Source organism: Hungatella hathewayi WAL-18680, from assembly GCF_000235505.1.
GTDB classification, from domain to species: Bacteria; Bacillota; Clostridia; order Lachnospirales; family Lachnospiraceae; genus Hungatella_A; species Hungatella_A hathewayi_A.
The window spans coordinates 3,121,456-3,138,773 of record NZ_JH379027.1; the positions used below are offsets into that span (position 1 = coordinate 3,121,456).

Genomic DNA, 17,318 nt, shown 5'->3' on the forward strand with positions numbered 1-17,318 from the left:
CGACCGTGTCCCATTCCTCATCGATGGGATAAAATCTCCTGGCTCGTATACCTGGATATCCATGGCATCGGCGCCATCGTTCTGCCAGTCTTCCTCCAGGGTCCAGCCGGCAAATGTCTGGCTGAACAGGCTGATGCCGCTGGCGTCAGGGCTGGTAAGTTCCGATGGACATTCCGGGGCCGTCAGGGCGCCTTCTGTGATGGGAAGGGTCATGGATACGTCATCCAGGGAGACCTTTACCATCCGCTCCACACGCTTGTAGCCAGCGGCTTCCGTTGCTTCTATAAAGGTGATATTTTCTTCACTGCACTGGTAAATGCCGTTCTGACCGATGTAGAAAATCTCTTCGCCGATTTCCTGCTCGGTGATGGTCTCTACCAGGTATTCTTCTGTTTCCTCTGTTTCTTCGGTGGATAATTCCTCCGGCAGGGATTCGTCTGGGCCTGCGCCGTTGCCTGACAGACCGTCTCCCGCGCCATTGCCCGACAAACCGTCTCCTGCGCCGGCTCCGCCGCCTTGCAGACTTTCGCTGTCTTGCATGCCTTCGCTGTCTTGGAGGCCCTCGCTGCCGTCCAGACCTTCGCTTCCTTGCAGTCCTTCTTCGGTGGCAGATTCTCCGTTAGCATCTGTCGTATCCTCCATGCCTTCCAGTGAAGTTTCTCCGTCGACTCCATTGTTGGCACCGGAGGAGGCGCTGGTATCAGCATTATTGGCGTTGGTACTGTTATTGGGATTGGTACTGGTATTACCGTTGGTACTGCCGTTGCCGTTAGTCGTGTCATTGCCGTTAGCAGCGTTATTACCATTATCAGTTGTATGAGTGTTATTGGTGCTACCAGTGGTATCTGTGGTATCTGCTTTCGTTCCACCGTCTATCTTTTCCGTAGTATTGGATGCGGTTCCGCTGTTTCCTGTTCCCGTACTTCCTGAGGAGTTATTTCCACCCGTATTCGCAGTACCACTGCCTGGTTTGGAAGTTCCGCCGGATGTCTGGGAAGAATTGGTCTCTTTAGAGGTCGATGAACCGCCTCCCTGCGCTGTGTTTGATCCTTGGGAATCATGTGATTCAACGCCATCTGACAGTTTGGACGTCACCCAGACATGGTCTCTGGCGCTGCGTCGCACCATGGCAGTTCCCTGCATGAGAATCGGTGCTATATCCGTTGTCTGATAGCCAAAAATCTGGATATTGTCCGGCACCTGCTGATTGTCCTCTGCTGGTTGGTCAGACGCTCCATCACTGCCATTTCCAGAATTCCCGCCGGACTGGGAATCTCCCGCCGAGGCTTCCGGAACATGTGCATCCGAAGCAGGGGCTTCCGAAGCAGGTGCATCTGTCTGACTGCTGCCGGATTGGCTGTTATCGCCGACGTTCTGGTCACTTCCCTGTCCGTCATTGGACTGATTGCCATTATCCTGACTTTCATTTCCACCATTATCAGAATGGCTTTCTTTATTTTGGTCGCCGGTTGCATTGGTACTGTCGCTTGGCTGAGTTTCAGCGGCATTTCCATGGTTTCCATTCGTTGGCTTTTCTTCTGTATTGGTATTCGGTTTACTATCTGATGTGCCGGAACCGCTCTGGTTTCCGTCAGCATTTCCACCAGTCTGACCAGCATTCTGTCCACCACTCTGGCTTCCACTCTGCCCCTTCTTATCTTCCTCCCCAGCTTCCGTCTCACCCGCCGAGTTCTCCCCCTCAGCGCCATCGCCGGCCGCATGTTCTCCACCTGTCAGGCCTTCTCCGCCCTCCGGACTTTCCACCGCCTCAGTCGTCTCCCCTTCCAGCCCTTCTCCCAGGCCATCCAGTTCCTCATCAAGAGGCGTCACAACCTCCGCTTTTGTGAATTTATTAACGATATCATGAAACTTCGGTGCATCCTCCTTGCTGTCGCCGCTGAACGCATAATCCCCTATCCGCACCAGCGTCCCCGGAAGCACCAGTTCTCCTGACAAATTGCCGCAGTTATACAGCAGGTAGTCACCGATAGAGGTTACCCCCGCTTTTATCTCCAACGACGTAATCTTCCCCACATAATCCGCAAACGGCACTGTTTCCTCCGTGTAATCCAGAGTTTCCCCGTGCCCGCTGATAGTCAGGTGTCCGTCGCTGGTCAGCACCGCCGTCACATTGTCCCCGTCGACGCCGATGTCCATCTTCATTTCCCTGCTGGTCGCAAACGTAAGAAAGAGGGGGCCTTTGATTACGGTTGTAATCAGGGCACATATCAATAATATGGAGATTGCCCTCCTCAAACGTCCTTTTGTCTTCATGCAGTCTTCCTCCTACCGCGGTATCATAACCGTTTTCACCACGTTATCCGCAGTTACCGTAAATGCATCCGTATCCCCCAGCGCCCCCGTCATCAAAAATCTCAGGCGGCAGCTGTCTACTGTCTCAAACCCAATCCGGTAAGGCGGTGTCGTCGCCTCCGTCAGATAGGGGTTGGTATTGTCCGGCGTCAGCCCTGCGGGCCATTCGATGGAAACGCTTCCCGCCCCACTGACACCCAGCAGCAAATCCACATAGTCCGTGTGGTTCTCCGCCTCGCACTCCACATAGCTCTCCCCCTCCACCAGAAGGAACCGGAGGCTGATGGTCTTCACATATCCTTTTCCAGCCGCGTCCTGCACCGACTGAATCACCACGTTGAAGGCGGGATAAGCCGCGTTATCCGGCGTCCAGCCCGCGGGAACTGTTATGGCAATGGTCTGGTTCTCCGGGCTTCCATCCCCGCCAATCTTCCCATTCATATCGGAGTCCCCATGTATTTTATAAGTAAATGACGACGGCGTTTTCACCTCATAGTAAATCGGCTCCTCCGTCACATGGTATGCGTCCGTATAGTTTTGCACCCCCACCAGGAAGGTGTACTCCTCCCCCGGCGTCCAGCCGTACAGCTCATGGACCGCACTGGCCGACCGGCTTCGGTAAAGACTCTGCTCCTGCTCCAGCTCGCTGGTGAAATAGAAGCTCTTGGCAATCCCGTTGCCGTTGCTGGTAAATTCCTTCCGGTACCTGGAAAATGTTCCCATCCCCACCATCATCAGCAGGCAGTAGATCGTGATAATCCACAGCCCGATTCCCATGGAAATGTGGTGACGTCTGGGTTTTCCGGAGGAACCATGCTCATTTTTTGCTCTGTCTGTCCTGTCATGGTGCAATCTTTTTCTTTTTTTCAATTGACCGCACCTCCTGTTATTCTGCCATACTTGGTTCCGTTTCTTTTATGGATGGGTCTGCCTGGGAAATGTCCACCTTCAAGGTGACTGCGTTGGTGGACGCCGCATAGACCGCATCATTAGCCTCTTTCGGCCACGTAACTACCAATTTATAGGTATGAGTTGTCGGTACTCCCATGGGAAATGTCCCCTTCTCACTGTCAATAATGAGGTTTGTGGGGTCACCTACTCCTGCCTTTAAAACCACTCTCGTTCCATTTTTCTCCATATTCTCTGCCGTCATGTCTACCAGCGCAAATTCAAAGGGCACCTCCCCTACAAATGCGACCTGAGTTGTGTATTCCAGTGCCACTTCGCTGACTTTCCCATCGGCATCTATATTAGACACCTGAAACTGTGTGGAGGCCGATTTACCGACCTCAGTTGGCACCGCCACCGTCATTCTCTCATCTACATTGGAATTCACTGCAAATCTAGCCACCGTCGCCGTCCCAATTCCGGTCACCTGGGACGTATACCTTGCATAGGTCGTCGCCCCGAAGATTCCTCCTATCAGAATCACATACACCAGATACATCCAGAGAGGTCTGCGCCCCCTGTTTCTCCTATGATTCTTCCTCATTTCATGAATCCCCCTCTTTATCTCCAATCCAGTATGGCAGCTCCACCAGAACCACGCCGGCGAAGACCAGCACCACCAGGCCAACCGGTGTTCTCAAAAATGATATCAGCCAGCCCAGATAAGGAATCACAGCCACCTGTTTTCCCAGAATCTGCTCCTTCTCCACCGGGTCAATATCAGGCGTGTTGTTGGCGTCCCCCTGCAACAGGAACTGCCCGTCTTCCTCCCCGATAATCCGGTGGGTCACCGTCTGGCTCCCCATCTGGTAGGTCACTACATCGCCCACCTGGTATTCCGGCTTCTCCGTGATGAGAATCATATCCCCTGCTGAAAATGCCGGCTCCATACTGCCTGACAGCACATATACCGGGGTATATCCCAGAAATGACGGCATGGTCTCGTGAAACAGAAAGCGCTGGGCCATCAGCCACAGATTTACCACTACCAGAAATCCAAGCACCACGTACCCGGCTGCCTGTAATATTTTCACCACACGTCTCATGTCCGTATCCCCTTTGTCATGTCTCTCGTCTTAATTGTCCTCTGTATAGATGCCCATATTCAGCAAATACGTCCGCTCCGCCACGGATTCCCGGCTGGCTACGGCAGTATCATTTTCATCATCCCCTGGAATTCCGGTCTCGTAGGGCCACACCCACTCGATTCGGTAATGGCTGGTGGTGTCCGCCCCTATCTGCTGTCCGTCCAGCAGCATCACGCTGTGCCCCCGTGTCATGGGGGTGGTCCAGTCGGTGATGACGTTCTCGCCGCTTTCCGAAATCTGGAGAAGCCGGAAACGCAGCGGCAGGTGAATAGTGTCCTCCGTCATGCGGATAAACATGGTGACGGAACGGTGATTGGTGTTCTGCACGTCGAAGGAATACCAGCCGGAGGAGCCGGGGCGAATCACAGGGATTTCCCCGTTCTCGGCAGTCTCGTTCTGGTGGTAAAACAAATCAATCTGCTGGTTTTCCACCCAGGCATTCCATTGGCCATCCCGGTTTTCACCGGATATGGTGAGAGGGGCTTGGCTCTCCGGCTGGGTGGGGTTGTCATTGCCGCCATCGTCGCCGCCACTATTGTCTCCGCCATGATTGCCACCGTTGTTGCCACTGCTACCGCCACTATTACCGCCACTGCTGCCACCGCTGGAGCTGTGGTTGGGATCATTTTTGTCGTTTCCATCTATGATGGTAACGTTGTCGTTGGTAAATCCATTGTCGGCGTTGGTTTCTCCGGGAAGCTGAATTGCTCCGGAGCCATTCTGGCCGTCGGATGATGGTGGGTTTCCGCCTTCCTGTCCGTTAGCGGGGTTGCCGGCGCCGTCCGTGTCGCCTGTGTTGCTCATGTTTCCGGAAGATGCCGCTCCCGCTGTGTCTTCCTGACCGGGCTGCCGCTCATCCGGCTTTATCACTTCTCCGCCAGACTTCACGGATGTGCCATCCGGCAAAGTTACTTCCTCTTTTGTAATAATGGTGCCATCGGGCAATGTCATGCCCTCTTCCGGTATCCGCACCACCGTACTATCACTCTGAACCACAACGGGGTAGTGAATGACCTCGCTCTGCTGGTTGATAACGGTACCGGATGGAAGGATGATAATGCCGCGGCTGACGTCAAGAGCGCCATCTGCGGTGTATACACTTCCCTCATGACTGGCCCCATAGCATAAATCCGGGTTCACTGTCAAAGTGCCGCTGCCGGTATCCAGTTTGATATTCATTTCGATATAAAAAACATCAGAGGACAGAGCAACATTGACTCTCCCGTCCTCCATATCTTTCACTTTGAAGCTATTTCCCTCATTTTCAAGGCGTAAATCGAGAATCACAGACGCGATGGAATTGCCCTGGTCATCAACGGCAATCAGTTCGTGCCGTACCGGACTTGCGTGTTCAAATAAGAACCAGCCCTTCTCGTCGGTAACCGTCTCCTGGACCACGCTGTGAAGCTGGATTTTGTGATTGGGGATGGGCGTGCCGTCCGGATAGCTGACAACACCTGCTATCTGAATAGGGGTGGCTTCCTCCCCCTCACTGCCTGCTACGATGACGCTGGATGGAGGAGTTTCGATGTTGTTTTTCGTATAACTTCCTATCAGGATGCTGGAGGCGAAGAGTAAGCACACCATAACCAGGCTTAACACCAGGAATATAGGCGTTAATATGTTTAGTCCGTCGTTATCTTCTTTTTTCCCGGTACTCTCCTGTTCTGTCATCCGCTGATTTCCTCTTTATCACAATCGTATCTGCCCATGTCAAAACGTATAAGCCGGTATGTGGCTTATACGCTTTGATATGGGCCGTGCCTGGCACAGGAGGCACGGTCCGATTGATATGTTTCTGATATTATGCTGCTGGTGCTGGTGCAAGGTCAATCTGAGTTGCTGTGCAGGTGATAGTAAAGGAAGCATCGGCAGCCGCTTTCACACCATCTGCTGTATCATCTGCATCACTACCATCCGCAGCCCATTTCCAATAAACAGTAGTCGGTTCCACAGTTCCACCAACTTTCACATTGCCTGAAGCAAGCTGACATATGCCACTTACTGAATCAAAATTCAGTTCATCACTTGGTTCACATTTCTCGGCAGAATAAAATTTCAGATTTTTAGGCATATTTGTAATGGCAGAAATAGCAACTGTATAATCGAATGCCACCTCTGACCCCCCCTGCCCTACTTCGATTGCAAAACTACCTTTAGTCCCTGGCGCTATTTTACCAGTAGCCAATTTTGTATTATCAGTTATAGTGCTATCACTTAAATTTACTTCAAAACTCTGCCCATCGGTTCCAGCAATACCGTTAAATGTTGGTGCCCACTTTGCAACTACTGCCGTACCGTTTCCAGTCACCTCGCTGGTATACTTCGCCAACGTACTACCAACCATACAAGCACTAACCAACGTCAATGCAACTGCCGCCATCCCCAAACTCTTAACTACTTTCCCTGCTTTCATCTTTTAACATCCTCCTTCATTATCCTTCGCCGCCGATTGTGCCGACCCTCTGGGTCCCCGGCCTTTGTTTCACATACATTGTTTGTACGTCTACTCTATGTAGTCAGCTTTCTTCATATTCCGAAGCTGGATACACCTAATCTCAGGCATCTCCCGATGTCTTCTCCTTCTGGGCCGCCTTTAACGCTTCCAGTTCTGCTTCCAGCTCTTCCGCCCGTTTCTTCTCCTTGCTGCCATTTTTTCTCCGCTTCAGCAAATCCCACAGAAGCAGCGCTGCCAGCGGACAGATAATCAACACCAGCATTCCCATACTGGTCTGGGCGAACATAAGCACATTTCCAAGGGCCGGGATTCTGGTTCCGCTCCAGACGCCTTCTATCTGCTCCGGCTCCACGGCCAGTCTGTCCTCCACGTTGTTGTTGTCACCCTTGGTCACATAGGATACCTTTCCTTCCGTCTCCAGCACCTGCACCACTCTATGGGTGGTTGCCTTCCCGGAATACTGGTAGCAGATGACATCTCCCACCTGCAGGGCGCTGGGGTTCTCCGTGTCCTTAATCAGAATCACGTCCCCCGGATAAAACGCCGGCTCCATGGAACCGGATAACACGATGGTAGGTCGATATCCCGCCACCCCCGGCAGATGCGACGGGTCCTTGAAATTGTTGACAATCAGGACCACATTTACCACAATCACCGGTATCAATATCACACACAGGACAATCCCAAGTATATTCCAGACAATGCTGCCTGAACTGCCCTTTTTCTTCTGGCTGCGCCGTTTCCCCATATCAAAATCCTCCACTTTTCTCCGTTTTAAACATAAAAAAAGGGCATAAACATGCCCTCCGCTAATAAATATATGTGCAACTGGCTGGCATACCATTCGTTTCCAAATGGGTTAGCCCCTAAAGTTTTGCGACTCTGCTTTTCAACAGATGTGCCGAATATGTAATTGTCATTGTATTGCTAGGACGAAAACTCATCTACGCACCTTTATTATCGCTCATGTTGTCAGATTTTGCAAGCGGAAAATGAAGAAATATTAAGAATTTTATAAGAAATTGTGTTTTCTTCGCACTCCAGCCACAACTAGTTGGGCTTTCCGCTAATATTTTCATTTTTCTATGATTAATTGTCTATTTTTTTCTCAAATAAGATTATTTTTTACGCAATTCTACCTTTTCGAAAGCAAAATTACGGCACCCGGAAGTATATTCCAGGCGCCATAACTGTTGTAATTGCTGCATTTTTCGAAAATTATCTGAATATTTATAGCGGATAAATGTTCAGCCGTTTGATTTTTCCCTTGTCATCCACCTCCGACAGAAATGCCGTTACCGGCACCACGTGGTCGTTGTAGGTGATGAAATACCAGACGGTGTTGTCCCCTTTGTAGCGGATGCCCTTGATGGGAAATGGACCGCCGTTGAAGCCGAATTTGTGGTGGAACATCATTTCCACGGCCATCTTCCCTTCCAGATGGATGGTGTCCATGCCGGCCTTCATCACAGAGGAGTCGTGAAGGACGCCGTACTCGTTAAACAAATCCGCCAGCGCCACGGCATTGCCCTGCTGCATACAATCGATAAACTGTTCTAATATGGTCATGTCAAAACCTCCTTATCCTTTCCTTAAATCTGCTCGGAGCGGAGCAGCGCGTCGATGCCGCCGTCCACAAACAGAATCACACCGTTGATACCACTTGCCATAGGAGACGCCAGGAAAACGATTCCGTTGGCAATCTCCTCCGCATCCAGAAACTCCTTGCGGCCGTAGCGGGTGGGAATAGGAATCAGGAGAGCCGCGTCCATCTGCTCTGCTGTCATGCCCTGGGTCATAGGGGTTGTGGTGTTGCCGGGGGCTACGGAATTGATGCGCAGTCCGTCAACCGCCCAGGACGGGGAAATCCGGCGCACCCAGCGGGCCAGCGCCCGTTTGGAGGAGCTGTAACAGGATGGTGTCAGGTTCCGTGGAATGTCCTCCGCGAATTCCATGACTCTCTCCTCGTCCATCACGTTGGACAGCATATCCACCCAGTCCGGGCGGACGGTCATGTTGGTGATGGAGTTGGAGGAAGTGATGACGCAGTTGCCGTGTTTCTTCTTCAGCAGCGGCCGCAGTCCCTCCGCCAGCTGCACGCTTGCGAAGAAGTTCAGCGCGAAGATGGTCTTGGGCGGCGCCGTCGGGCCGACGCCTGCATTGCAGATTAACACGTCGATTCCATCCGGGTAACGGCGGAATACTTCATCAATGGCGCCCTGGCGTCCCTCCACGGTGGATAAGTCGGCCAGGTAATCGCCTCCCTTGTAATCAATATTAAATACCTCATGTCCCTGCCCCTGAAGCAATTTCCGAACGGCAGCTCCGATTCCGGTTGTCCCACCGGTAATTACATATGTACTCACATTCATTCCTTCCTTTCCTGTTTCTATTTTAATAATGATAACTTTTACTGTTTTAAGGATAACAGATTTGAAAATATTTGTCAATTAAAATAAATATTTAACAATAATCAGTATTATGTGATATTATTTTCACAATTGCCGGACGATTCTGAAATTCCGGCAGGACAACCGGAATCCTAATTTGATTCCTTTACCAATATATGCACCACTCTCCCCGGCAAGTCTTTCCCGCACAAAAAAATAACCGCTTGCGCGGTCATTTTTTTGAAACACCATTATTTCGGTAAAACGCCAATTTAAGTTCTTTCTTGCAACCATTTATAATAGAGATTCGTATCATCTGATTCATTTGCCTTGAGCGTTGCATTGTATTCCTCTAAATCTCTACTGAGCGGAAAGGATTTTTTGAAACAATTTACAATATCCTCATCTTTACTTATAAACAAAGTTAAATAACCATCCCATGCAACGAGTTCTACTGAAGCAAGCGGATGTTGAATTGAAAGAGTTTCTTTCCAAAATCCACCATAACCATCTGCATATGGTAATTCATACTTCAAAATATCATCTTTTGAACAGCTTTTATCAACCCCTGATAATACAGCCCACACCCATTGAAAATCATCTTTATTAATAATTCCGGTTAATTCCTCTCCACTTATCCATGCATATTTTCCATGCTTAGATTGGTGTATACGTTCTTCGTGCCCCCATTTTTCAGGGCATGCCTCACAATCTGTTATTAACCAATTATAGTCTTTTTGAAAATTGTTAAGAGCTTTGAATATCTTTTTGAAAGAAGTGTACCTATCTTCACCTTTATTAATAATTGCCCCTTTAATCATCTGAAATACCTCGCATACCTTGAAAGCATTCATCAATGCAATGTTCCGATAAATGGGAAATTATCAGTTTACCTTATTAAAAATAACCATCTGCTCTTTCATGGATATTTTTCCAACTTCATATCCATATTCCGTAAGTTCTTTTTTGTATTTCAGAAAAGAGTGGTCGATTGGGATTCCAGCAATATTCTGTATTTCTGCAAATGTCATTTTGAATGATGAACTTCCGTTTTTCTGAATATATTTCCACAAAGAATTATATTTGCTCATAATTATTCTTTCCTCCAAATACCGATTTGTCGTTCTGCACATTATCCGCCAAAAGCGCTCGTTGTCTTTATCCAATAAGGCGAAATTAAATCAGCACGACAAACTGGAATTTGTCTAATTTAAATCGATAGCTTTTCGTCGAATGGCAAAGATAATATCAATCGTCGGTTGCTTTTCCTTGCTTCTTTCTGTGTGATACTCATATTCCAAATTCAATGCTTCAAAGGAACTTTTAGGCAACCATTTTGTATAGAAATATTGTTTTGCCTCTCCAATAGAAGCCCCCCACAAAAATCCCAATTTAGGCTTTACTGTGATTTTGGCATACTCGCCGGCTGAAAGGACGTAGCTTTCTAAACCGCTTTTGTCAATCGCACTGCCAATAAACAATTCAAAATCGCGACTTTGCTCATTGTAATTTTGGGTCAGGACAAAATAGGGTAACACCTCTCCCCCCGGCATGGAAACCACGGCATAATACTGTTTAGACAGAGCATTTATATCTTTGGAAATAGTTCTGTCATTTGACTTTTTCCACAATCCATATATTGTTTGTTGTTCGATGTATTCTATGTTCACTTCTAAACTTGACATTACTATTTCTTCCTCCAAATTAGAATTTGTTGAGTACGCCTTAGTCCTCAAAGGCGTACTATGTCAAATGCTTATAATATATAGCTCAGAATATCCAAAAGATTATCGGTGTCAACAGAATGTGTTGACTTACTTTTCACTTTATCAGAAGCATTTAATGCAATAGATTTTCCGCAATACCTGAAAACAGGTATATCTGTTGAACCATCGCCTACTGCTATGCAGTCACAAGCAGCAATATTGTTTATCTGGCAAAAATCTTTTAAACAATCGACTTTATTTCCTGCTTTTATGTATTTAACTATTTTACCTGTGAATTTTCCGCATACAACCTCATAATCGCTTCCGTAATATTTATCAAATCCGTATATAGATGCCACAACCTTTGCCACTTGCAAAGGTCCTACGGTAATTAATAAACATTTAATACCGTAGCTGTGCAGAGTATTAATTGTTTCGGAAATATTTTTTAAAGGCTTGGCTACTTCTAAAAATCGTTCTGCTATTACAGCCTCATCAAGTCCTAAAAGAAGCTCCGCTCTAAGGTGGTCAGCAGTTATGTAATCAAGTTCACCTGTTTCCTCCCTTTCTTGTATGACAGAGTGCTCTTTCTCTTTTCCGTTCAATATACAAGGCAGCATAACAGAATGAATTTCTCTGATTAGAGTATCGTCTAAATCAAAACAAACAGCTTTTGTTGTCATAAAAAACCTCACATAATTTATATAACCTGTGGTGCGCCTTCTCCAAGGCATTACTATCACTTGGGCACCAAACAAGGCACCATTTTCTCATCCACCCCATGACCTGCTTCTTATAAACCCAGCACCCACGCGCATTTGCGGTTAAGCAGGCGTCCTTAAACAGCTGGTACAAACACTATTTTTTATCATCTTCCAATTCAATTAAGTAAAATCACGTCCACACCCCTTACATGTCAGAACGGACTTTCCGTTCAACTCCCCGCAGTCCGGGCAGTACCAGCGGCCATCCTCCATTGGGGATACCTTGACCAGGGTCCGGTGGACGGTCACTTCGCCCAGCTCCTCGGCCTGCTTTTCGACGGCCATGGCCCCCAGGGGCGCCATGGAGGTGCCTTTCTGTCCGGCTCCCGCCCAGGGCTTGGTATCGCCCCAGGCGAAGAGGGGCCTGTGGGCTTTCAGTTTCTTTCCGCAGCGCTGACAGTAGCGGGTTCCTTCCGCATTTTCAAATAAACATGTCTCACATTTCATAGGGTGTCCTGCCTTTCGCAAAGTATCATTGTTTTCAGGGGAACGCGGGGAAATGTCACTGGGGCTCGGTTTCTTCCCTGCGGGTCTTCATGGCTTCGTACAGTTCGTCGTCTGTCATGTGATTCTCCTTGTTGGTAATCAGAATCGCATGGCTGTCCTCCGGCGCGTAGGATGCCTGGCGCTGCCAGAGGTAGAAATAGGGGCCGTCGCCCAGAATCCGGATGTAGGACATGACGCGGCGGAGCAGGTAGACGGTCTCTTTGACGTCGGTGAGACATTCATTTTCATAAAAGCCCTTCCACTTGTCGTGGGAGCAATGATCCATGGCTTCCACGGCCGCGCGGTAGTAGTCCGCGGACTGGCCCAGGAGATAGAAACAGTTGTAATACTCCTCTTTCCGGTACTCCTCAAAGGCCCGGCAGAATTCCACGGCTCCCTTCATGCAGTTGTAATAGATGCGGACCTGGAGCAGCAGGGAATCCTCCCACAGCTGCCCGGCTTCCGCGGCCAGCTCCTCGCACTGCTCCAGCAGGCTGGCATAGCCAGGGATTCCGCCCTCGCAGAAGGTCCGGTACCACTGAATCTGGCCATCCAGGGTCTCTTCTTTGGTGCACCAGGATAAATTCCCACAGGGGGTCTTGCTGTCTTTCACCCAGCAGCAAGCCAGTTCCCTGGTGACGTAATTGTAGAACTGCTCTCCCGCATGTTCGTCCTCAAATTCCCCGTAAACAAGGGCCGCCTCGTGATATCCCCGGAAGCAGGCTTCCATCTTGTCCCGCAGGGTCGTGTCCTTGTTCGGTGTCACGCAGGCCGGGAAATATTCCTCCAGATAGCGTCTCAAATGCTCCTCCATGGACTCCCTGCTTCCGCTCCACTGGCTGGCAATGAAATCCAGCATGAACACGTGGGGTTTGATGTTGGAGGAATCGATCAGCCACATATCACGGATGCCGTTGTCGTAGGCCTCCTGAAGCTCTTTTCCCACGAACTCCGTGGAACTTGGCAGCATGGTGATGTGGTTGGCGGCCTGAAGGTCGTAGTAGGACACCCGGTAGTTGGCGCCGTGGCCCAGAGCATCCATGGTCATATCCGGCAGGGACGGGGTTCTGGGATTGTCGGCGCCCTGGCGTCTCGATACCATTTTCCCGTATCCGTTATCTGCCCATATGAGAACCACATTTTCAGGCAGGGTCAAAAGGCCCTGGCGGTACAGCTCCATGGTCTCGTCGTCGAAGCTGACGCTGAATACCGGTGAATCCACGTACTGCTTCACCAGATTGCTCTGCTGTTTCATGATGCTGCCCAGAATCTTTCCTCTCTTCTCCGGCGTGTCGAAGGAGGGGTCCTCCACCCATATGGGCACATCACCCTGGCCCCGGTAGCCGATGTTCCAGATAACCTGTTTGTCCGCCTGGCGTTTGACCGCCTCCTCCCACAGCTTGTAGAAGGCCAGCGGGTGGTTCTTGTAGGAGGGTGTCTTGTCCGGGTACACTCTGCTAAACTGCTCCGCTCCCAATGGCTCCGAGTGATGGTGGGAAATCCACAGTCCCATGGCGGATGCCAGCTCTTCGTATTTTCTGGCGTTCTTATCCATCCCCGGTATCACCAGGTTGCCGCCGCACCGCAGCAGGGTCTCAAAGGCCATCTCCCACGGGTATTCACTATCCACGCCGCCGTTCCAGTGGTCGAGCAGCACCTCGTCGTTGATAAACCAGCCCCGGTATTTTACCGGAAATGGCTCCGATATGTAGATGGAATCGGTGACGCACACCGCCTGTTTCTTCTCAATCACCTGGTCATTCCAGAACCAGAAGGGCAGGATTCCCAGATATTTACGACTCAGGTAGCAAAAGCCATAAATAATTCCCAGGTTATTGCCGGCCTCTATCACCAGCTCGTCCCGCTCCGAGATGCAGATGCGGAAATCGTCGTCCGGCAGCTTCCTGCGGCTGAGCCGAATCATCCCATAACTCCCCCGCTCCATTTTCCCAAGCGGCCGGAGCGCCATCTCCATATCCCGCCGAAACCGTTTCACCGCCCGAAGCACCGGCTCCTCCGGAAAATCCGTATTAATAATCACTGTCGCCAGGTTCAGTATAAAACTCACCATAACTGTGGCCTCCTTTGTAACCTTCGCACTGGAACTAAATTCCATAATCGTATTTATTATACCCCACTCTGCTCCTACATGGCAACAGTTATAATCTGATATATCTGAAAAACAGCAGTTGGCTCTTCTCCAACTGCTGCAAATTTATCCCCTCTCACCAGGTTCTTCCTGTAAATTCAAATCACAATACTGCTCCACCAGTTGAATCAATTCCAGTGCTGTTTCTAGCTGCTCTTTTGCCTCCTCCAAAGTCGCAATATAAAAATCATCATAGTCACTGGCATGTCGGATTACTTCGGCGGCGGCAATTCTTCTTCCAATTGTTCTTGGAAAAATCTCTGTTTTAATATAATCTTTATTAAAATTGGCCAGCGCATCTTTGTGTCTCTTGTAACTTCTTCCATCCAATGCATGAATAGCAGAAACAGCATGATAGATTGCATAATACGCCCTGTTGTTGGCTCCTCTGTATTCTTTTACATCCAACAGGACCTGTGCCGCTCTGCAATCACTTTTTGCGGTTTCTATCCTATATAATACCAAATCTTTTTTGGTTCCCTTCTCATTATGCTGCTCCAAATAACCGCACCCCTTCCCTGGCTACATTTGTGTAAAACGGATATACATCCAGCCATTGCTCAAAATGACTTTTATTCTTTGCAATCGGCTTGATATCCAAATCATTATCCATATTAAAATCATAGGTCAGGTCAGATAATTGGTGCCGATACTTCTTAATGTCCATATCAGATAAATCCAGAAGAATCATAATGTCGATATCTGAATCATCCCGGTAATCGCCTCTTGCATAGGAACCATACAATATGACTGCTTTCAGATGACTGCCATAAACTGTTTTCAAATTTTCCGTATACTGTTTTAATAATGTCTGCATGGATACTGGCATAATGTCCTCCCTTCTATTTCTTATCACAATTATACCCTCCACACTGTGATTATTCAAGGAAAAGATATCTGATTATTTTCTGCAAAATGAGATTTGGGACTAGCCATCCCTCGAACAGCTTGGTACAATAATCTTAACGTTTACCAGCAGAGAATTCGAAGTTATTTCAGGAGGGATACGGATGATTGACCAGGCGGGGCTTTTGATGGAGCAGGGGAATCAGATTGCTACGGAGAGGGTTCAGGGGATGAATGATAATATGGTGAAATCTCATTATCATGAGTACTTTGAATTGTATTATCTGGAATCGGGGAAGCGGTTTCATATGGCGGGGGATGAATTGTACTGTATCAATCCGGGGGAGTTTATTCTGTTTCCGCCTTATGTGATGCATTATTCTTATGGGGAGAGCGACAGCGCGTTTAAGAGGCTGGTACTGTATTTTACGAAGGAAATGATTGCGGTGCCGGGAGCGTTGGAGGCCCTTGGAGGGGCGGCCCACGTCTACCAGGCGGATGAGAAGAGGGAGATTCACGGGCTGATGTGCAATATTTTGAAGGAGCAGAAACTGATGGATCATTACTCGGAGGAGGAAATGTATCTGCTGCTCAACCAGCTTCTGATTCAGCTGGTGCGCACGGTCTCCGATACGGCGCGGCCGGAACAGGAAAGCCGGATTACCGGGATTCTTCATTATTTGCAGGAGAATTATACGGAGACGGTGACATTGAATGAGATTGCTTCCCTCTTCTATCTGAGTCCCTACTATCTGTGCAGGGAGTTTAAGAAGCATACGAACAGCACGATTATCCAGTATGTGAACAGTCTGCGCATCAGCCATGCGCAGCGGCTGTTTCATGAGACGGATAAGAGTGTGACGGAAATCAGCAAGATTGTGGGGTTTGCAAATGTGACCCACTTTAACCGGATTTTTAAGGCAGTGACCGGACAGTCGCCCTCCCAGCACCGGAAGCAGGCTCTGGAGAGGAAACAGGCAATTGAAAACAGCAGCTTTCCCATGGCGCCCATCAGTAAAAACTGATGGGCGTTACTGTTTGCAACGGCTATCTTCTCTGCATTTCCCAGAATCCGGCCGCTTCCTCCAGCCAGCCGTGCATCTGGGTGTGATTGCCTACGCCGAAGCTGTGGCCGCCGGTCTCGGCGATTCTGGATTGGTGGGGAATGTGGTGGTCTTCCAGGGCTTTTAACAGGACATAGCTGGATTCTATGGGCACCACCGGGTCGTCCTTGCATGCCAGCAGATAGACCGGCGGATAGCTGTCATCCATGTGATACTCAATGCTGTACTCTCTCAGGCTTTCTCTTGTGAAATCAGGACCTCCCACACGCTCCAGGTAGTTTCTGCCGGATGCCATCTGGGCTTCACTGGCTCCGGCCGCTTTGGCCTGCTCCAGGGCATCGCAGAACACGTCGTTGGAGGCGCTTGGGTAGGCGAGGAACAGGGCGCCGGGTTTTGGAAGGCCGTAATGGCTCCAGCCGTGGTTGGTCGTCCCCCACTCCGCCGCCAGGTGGCCGCCCGCTGAAAATCCGGCTACGGCATAATTTCCCTTTTCCACCCGGAACTCTTCCGCCCGCTCTTCGATCATCCTGATGGCCGCCGCCAGATCGTCTATGGGCTTTGGCAGCAGCGGTTTCTGCGCCGTCCGGTAATACAGAATAAAGGCGGGATACCCCAGCCGGTTCCACACGGCTCCCACTGCGATGCCCTCAATCAGTCCCCACTGTCTGGCGTAGGCGCCACCGGGACAGACTACCACATAGGGCAGACTGCCATCCACTTTGTTATCCGCCTTGCCAACTGTCTTGCCATCCGCCTTGTTATCCGCATTTTCACCGATAGCTGGCATATAGATAAGTTTGACCTCCTCGGCCCCCACATTATAAACCATGGGAATCTTCTCCGCAAGAATCGTTCTCACCCGCTCCAGGGCTTCCTCAAAGCCGCATTTCTCATATCCATAATGTTTCAACGGATTCTCCCACACATCCTCCGTCATGTTTGTGAAAAAATAGTCAGATACCGGGCGGTATTCCTCATACCCGCACAACTCGCCAATGGTCGTATTCTCTGTTATCTGATGCATCTGCGCTCTCCTCCATTTCTATTTCCATCTGCACTTATAGTAATACTTTCCTCCCCATAATACAATACTCCGGCACATTCGT

Annotated in this window: 20 protein-coding genes and 1 riboswitch; of the genes, 1 reads left to right on the plus strand and 19 read right to left on the minus strand. The window is 49.5% G+C overall.

The window, feature by feature from the left end; genetic code table 11:
• From HMPREF9473_RS14025 to HMPREF9473_RS14105, 18 genes are all read right to left on the minus strand, one after another.
• On the minus strand, positions 1–2,274 hold a 2,274-nt coding region (locus tag HMPREF9473_RS14025; protein ID WP_006780792.1), incomplete at its 3' end, for a leucine-rich repeat protein.
• Between the two features lie 12 nt (positions 2,275–2,286).
• A complete protein-coding gene (locus tag HMPREF9473_RS14030; protein ID WP_006780793.1) occupies positions 2,287–3,183 on the minus strand; it encodes a hypothetical protein in 897 nt (298 codons plus the stop codon).
• 16 nt (positions 3,184–3,199) lie between these two features.
• On the minus strand, positions 3,200–3,805 hold the full coding sequence (locus HMPREF9473_RS14035; protein WP_006780794.1) for a hypothetical protein: 606 nt from the start codon (positions 3,803–3,805) through the stop codon (positions 3,200–3,202).
• Position 3,806: 1 nt separating this feature from the next.
• Positions 3,807–4,307: a signal peptidase I gene (locus tag HMPREF9473_RS26280; protein ID WP_006780795.1), complete on the minus strand. Its 501-nt coding sequence runs from the start codon at positions 4,305–4,307 to the stop codon at positions 3,807–3,809.
• A 30-nt stretch (positions 4,308–4,337) separates the two neighbouring features.
• The gene (locus HMPREF9473_RS14045) at positions 4,338–6,023 is read right to left on the minus strand and encodes a carboxypeptidase-like regulatory domain-containing protein (protein ID WP_006780796.1); all 1,686 of its coding nucleotides are present in this window, start codon (positions 6,021–6,023) and stop codon (positions 4,338–4,340) included.
• A 130-nt stretch (positions 6,024–6,153) separates the two neighbouring features.
• Positions 6,154–6,765, minus strand: coding sequence for a hypothetical protein (locus HMPREF9473_RS26285; protein ID WP_006780797.1), 612 nt, complete (start codon positions 6,763–6,765; stop codon positions 6,154–6,156).
• A gap of 142 nt (positions 6,766–6,907) precedes the next feature.
• Positions 6,908–7,555, minus strand: coding sequence for a signal peptidase I (locus HMPREF9473_RS14055; protein WP_006780798.1), 648 nt, complete (start codon positions 7,553–7,555; stop codon positions 6,908–6,910).
• A 72-nt stretch (positions 7,556–7,627) separates the two neighbouring features.
• Positions 7,628–7,720, minus strand: a riboswitch (cyclic di-GMP riboswitch).
• A 317-nt stretch (positions 7,721–8,037) separates the two neighbouring features.
• Positions 8,038–8,376 (minus strand): hypothetical protein, encoded by a 339-nt coding sequence (locus HMPREF9473_RS14060; protein WP_006780799.1) that lies wholly within the window; start codon positions 8,374–8,376, stop codon positions 8,038–8,040.
• A gap of 23 nt (positions 8,377–8,399) precedes the next feature.
• Positions 8,400–9,173, minus strand: a complete 774-nt coding sequence (locus HMPREF9473_RS14065) for an SDR family oxidoreductase (RefSeq protein WP_034859337.1) — start codon at positions 9,171–9,173, stop codon at positions 8,400–8,402.
• A 129-nt stretch (positions 9,174–9,302) separates the two neighbouring features.
• Positions 9,303–9,491 carry a hypothetical protein gene (locus HMPREF9473_RS27930; protein ID WP_187388711.1) on the minus strand — a complete coding sequence of 63 codons (189 nt, stop codon included), beginning with the start codon at positions 9,489–9,491 and terminating at the stop codon, positions 9,303–9,305.
• Positions 9,470–10,018 (minus strand): hypothetical protein, encoded by a 549-nt coding sequence (locus HMPREF9473_RS14070; protein WP_006780801.1) that lies wholly within the window; start codon positions 10,016–10,018, stop codon positions 9,470–9,472. Before HMPREF9473_RS14070 ends, HMPREF9473_RS27930 begins: the two co-directional genes overlap by 22 nt.
• Positions 10,019–10,081: 63 nt before the next feature.
• Entirely contained in the window at positions 10,082–10,288 is a 207-nt protein-coding gene (locus HMPREF9473_RS14075) for a hypothetical protein (protein WP_006780802.1), read from the minus strand.
• Positions 10,289–10,402: 114 nt separating this feature from the next.
• A complete protein-coding gene (locus HMPREF9473_RS14080; RefSeq protein ID WP_006780803.1) occupies positions 10,403–10,882 on the minus strand; it encodes a GyrI-like domain-containing protein in 480 nt (159 codons plus the stop codon).
• Positions 10,883–10,953: 71 nt separating this feature from the next.
• On the minus strand, positions 10,954–11,586 hold the full coding sequence (locus HMPREF9473_RS14085; RefSeq protein WP_006780804.1) for an HAD family hydrolase: 633 nt from the start codon (positions 11,584–11,586) through the stop codon (positions 10,954–10,956).
• Between the two features lie 201 nt (positions 11,587–11,787).
• Positions 11,788–12,114: a double zinc ribbon domain-containing protein gene (locus tag HMPREF9473_RS14090; RefSeq protein ID WP_006780805.1), complete on the minus strand. Its 327-nt coding sequence runs from the start codon at positions 12,112–12,114 to the stop codon at positions 11,788–11,790.
• A 55-nt stretch (positions 12,115–12,169) separates the two neighbouring features.
• Positions 12,170–14,224: a glycosyl hydrolase 115 family protein gene (locus HMPREF9473_RS14095; RefSeq protein ID WP_006780806.1), complete on the minus strand. Its 2,055-nt coding sequence runs from the start codon at positions 14,222–14,224 to the stop codon at positions 12,170–12,172.
• A gap of 144 nt (positions 14,225–14,368) precedes the next feature.
• A complete protein-coding gene (locus HMPREF9473_RS14100; protein WP_006780807.1) occupies positions 14,369–14,803 on the minus strand; it encodes a HEPN domain-containing protein in 435 nt (144 codons plus the stop codon).
• Positions 14,790–15,131 (minus strand): nucleotidyltransferase domain-containing protein, encoded by a 342-nt coding sequence (locus HMPREF9473_RS14105; RefSeq protein ID WP_006780808.1) that lies wholly within the window; start codon positions 15,129–15,131, stop codon positions 14,790–14,792. The genes HMPREF9473_RS14100 and HMPREF9473_RS14105 overlap by 14 nt, the downstream gene beginning before the upstream one ends.
• Before the next feature lie 181 nt (positions 15,132–15,312).
• On the opposite strand from HMPREF9473_RS14105, the gene HMPREF9473_RS14110 reads away from it, so the two are divergent.
• Entirely contained in the window at positions 15,313–16,173 is an 861-nt protein-coding gene (locus tag HMPREF9473_RS14110) for a helix-turn-helix domain-containing protein (protein WP_006780809.1), read from the plus strand.
• A gap of 22 nt (positions 16,174–16,195) precedes the next feature.
• On the opposite strand, the gene HMPREF9473_RS14115 is transcribed toward HMPREF9473_RS14110, so the two are convergent.
• Positions 16,196–17,236, minus strand: coding sequence for an alpha/beta hydrolase (locus tag HMPREF9473_RS14115; RefSeq protein ID WP_006780810.1), 1,041 nt, complete (start codon positions 17,234–17,236; stop codon positions 16,196–16,198).
• Between the last annotated feature and the right edge of the window lie 82 nt (positions 17,237–17,318).

Coding starts and splice junctions, on each gene's coding strand:
- HMPREF9473_RS26285 (WP_006780797.1), bottom strand. CDS start 6,765: ATGAAAGCAGGGAAAGTAGTTAAGAGTTTGGGGATGGCGGCAGTTGCA.
- HMPREF9473_RS14060 (WP_006780799.1), bottom strand. CDS start 8,376: ATGACCATATTAGAACAGTTTATCGATTGTATGCAGCAGGGCAATGCC.
- HMPREF9473_RS27930 (WP_187388711.1), bottom strand. CDS start 9,491: ATGGTTGCAAGAAAGAACTTAAATTGGCGTTTTACCGAAATAATGGTG.
- HMPREF9473_RS14115 (WP_006780810.1), bottom strand. CDS start 17,236: ATGCATCAGATAACAGAGAATACGACCATTGGCGAGTTGTGCGGGTAT.
- HMPREF9473_RS14090 (WP_006780805.1), bottom strand. CDS start 12,114: ATGAAATGTGAGACATGTTTATTTGAAAATGCGGAAGGAACCCGCTAC.
- HMPREF9473_RS14035 (WP_006780794.1), bottom strand. CDS start 3,805: ATGAGGAAGAATCATAGGAGAAACAGGGGGCGCAGACCTCTCTGGATG.
- HMPREF9473_RS14105 (WP_006780808.1), bottom strand. CDS start 15,131: ATGCCAGTATCCATGCAGACATTATTAAAACAGTATACGGAAAATTTG.
- HMPREF9473_RS14070 (WP_006780801.1), bottom strand. CDS start 10,018: ATGATTAAAGGGGCAATTATTAATAAAGGTGAAGATAGGTACACTTCT.
- HMPREF9473_RS14095 (WP_006780806.1), bottom strand. CDS start 14,224: ATGGTGAGTTTTATACTGAACCTGGCGACAGTGATTATTAATACGGAT.
- HMPREF9473_RS14085 (WP_006780804.1), bottom strand. CDS start 11,586: ATGACAACAAAAGCTGTTTGTTTTGATTTAGACGATACTCTAATCAGA.
- HMPREF9473_RS26280 (WP_006780795.1), bottom strand. CDS start 4,307: ATGAGACGTGTGGTGAAAATATTACAGGCAGCCGGGTACGTGGTGCTT.
- HMPREF9473_RS14055 (WP_006780798.1), bottom strand. CDS start 7,555: ATGGGGAAACGGCGCAGCCAGAAGAAAAAGGGCAGTTCAGGCAGCATT.
- HMPREF9473_RS14080 (WP_006780803.1), bottom strand. CDS start 10,882: ATGTCAAGTTTAGAAGTGAACATAGAATACATCGAACAACAAACAATA.
- HMPREF9473_RS14075 (WP_006780802.1), bottom strand. CDS start 10,288: ATGAGCAAATATAATTCTTTGTGGAAATATATTCAGAAAAACGGAAGT.
- HMPREF9473_RS14110 (WP_006780809.1), top strand. CDS start 15,313: ATGATTGACCAGGCGGGGCTTTTGATGGAGCAGGGGAATCAGATTGCT.
- HMPREF9473_RS14045 (WP_006780796.1), bottom strand. CDS start 6,023: ATGACAGAACAGGAGAGTACCGGGAAAAAAGAAGATAACGACGGACTA.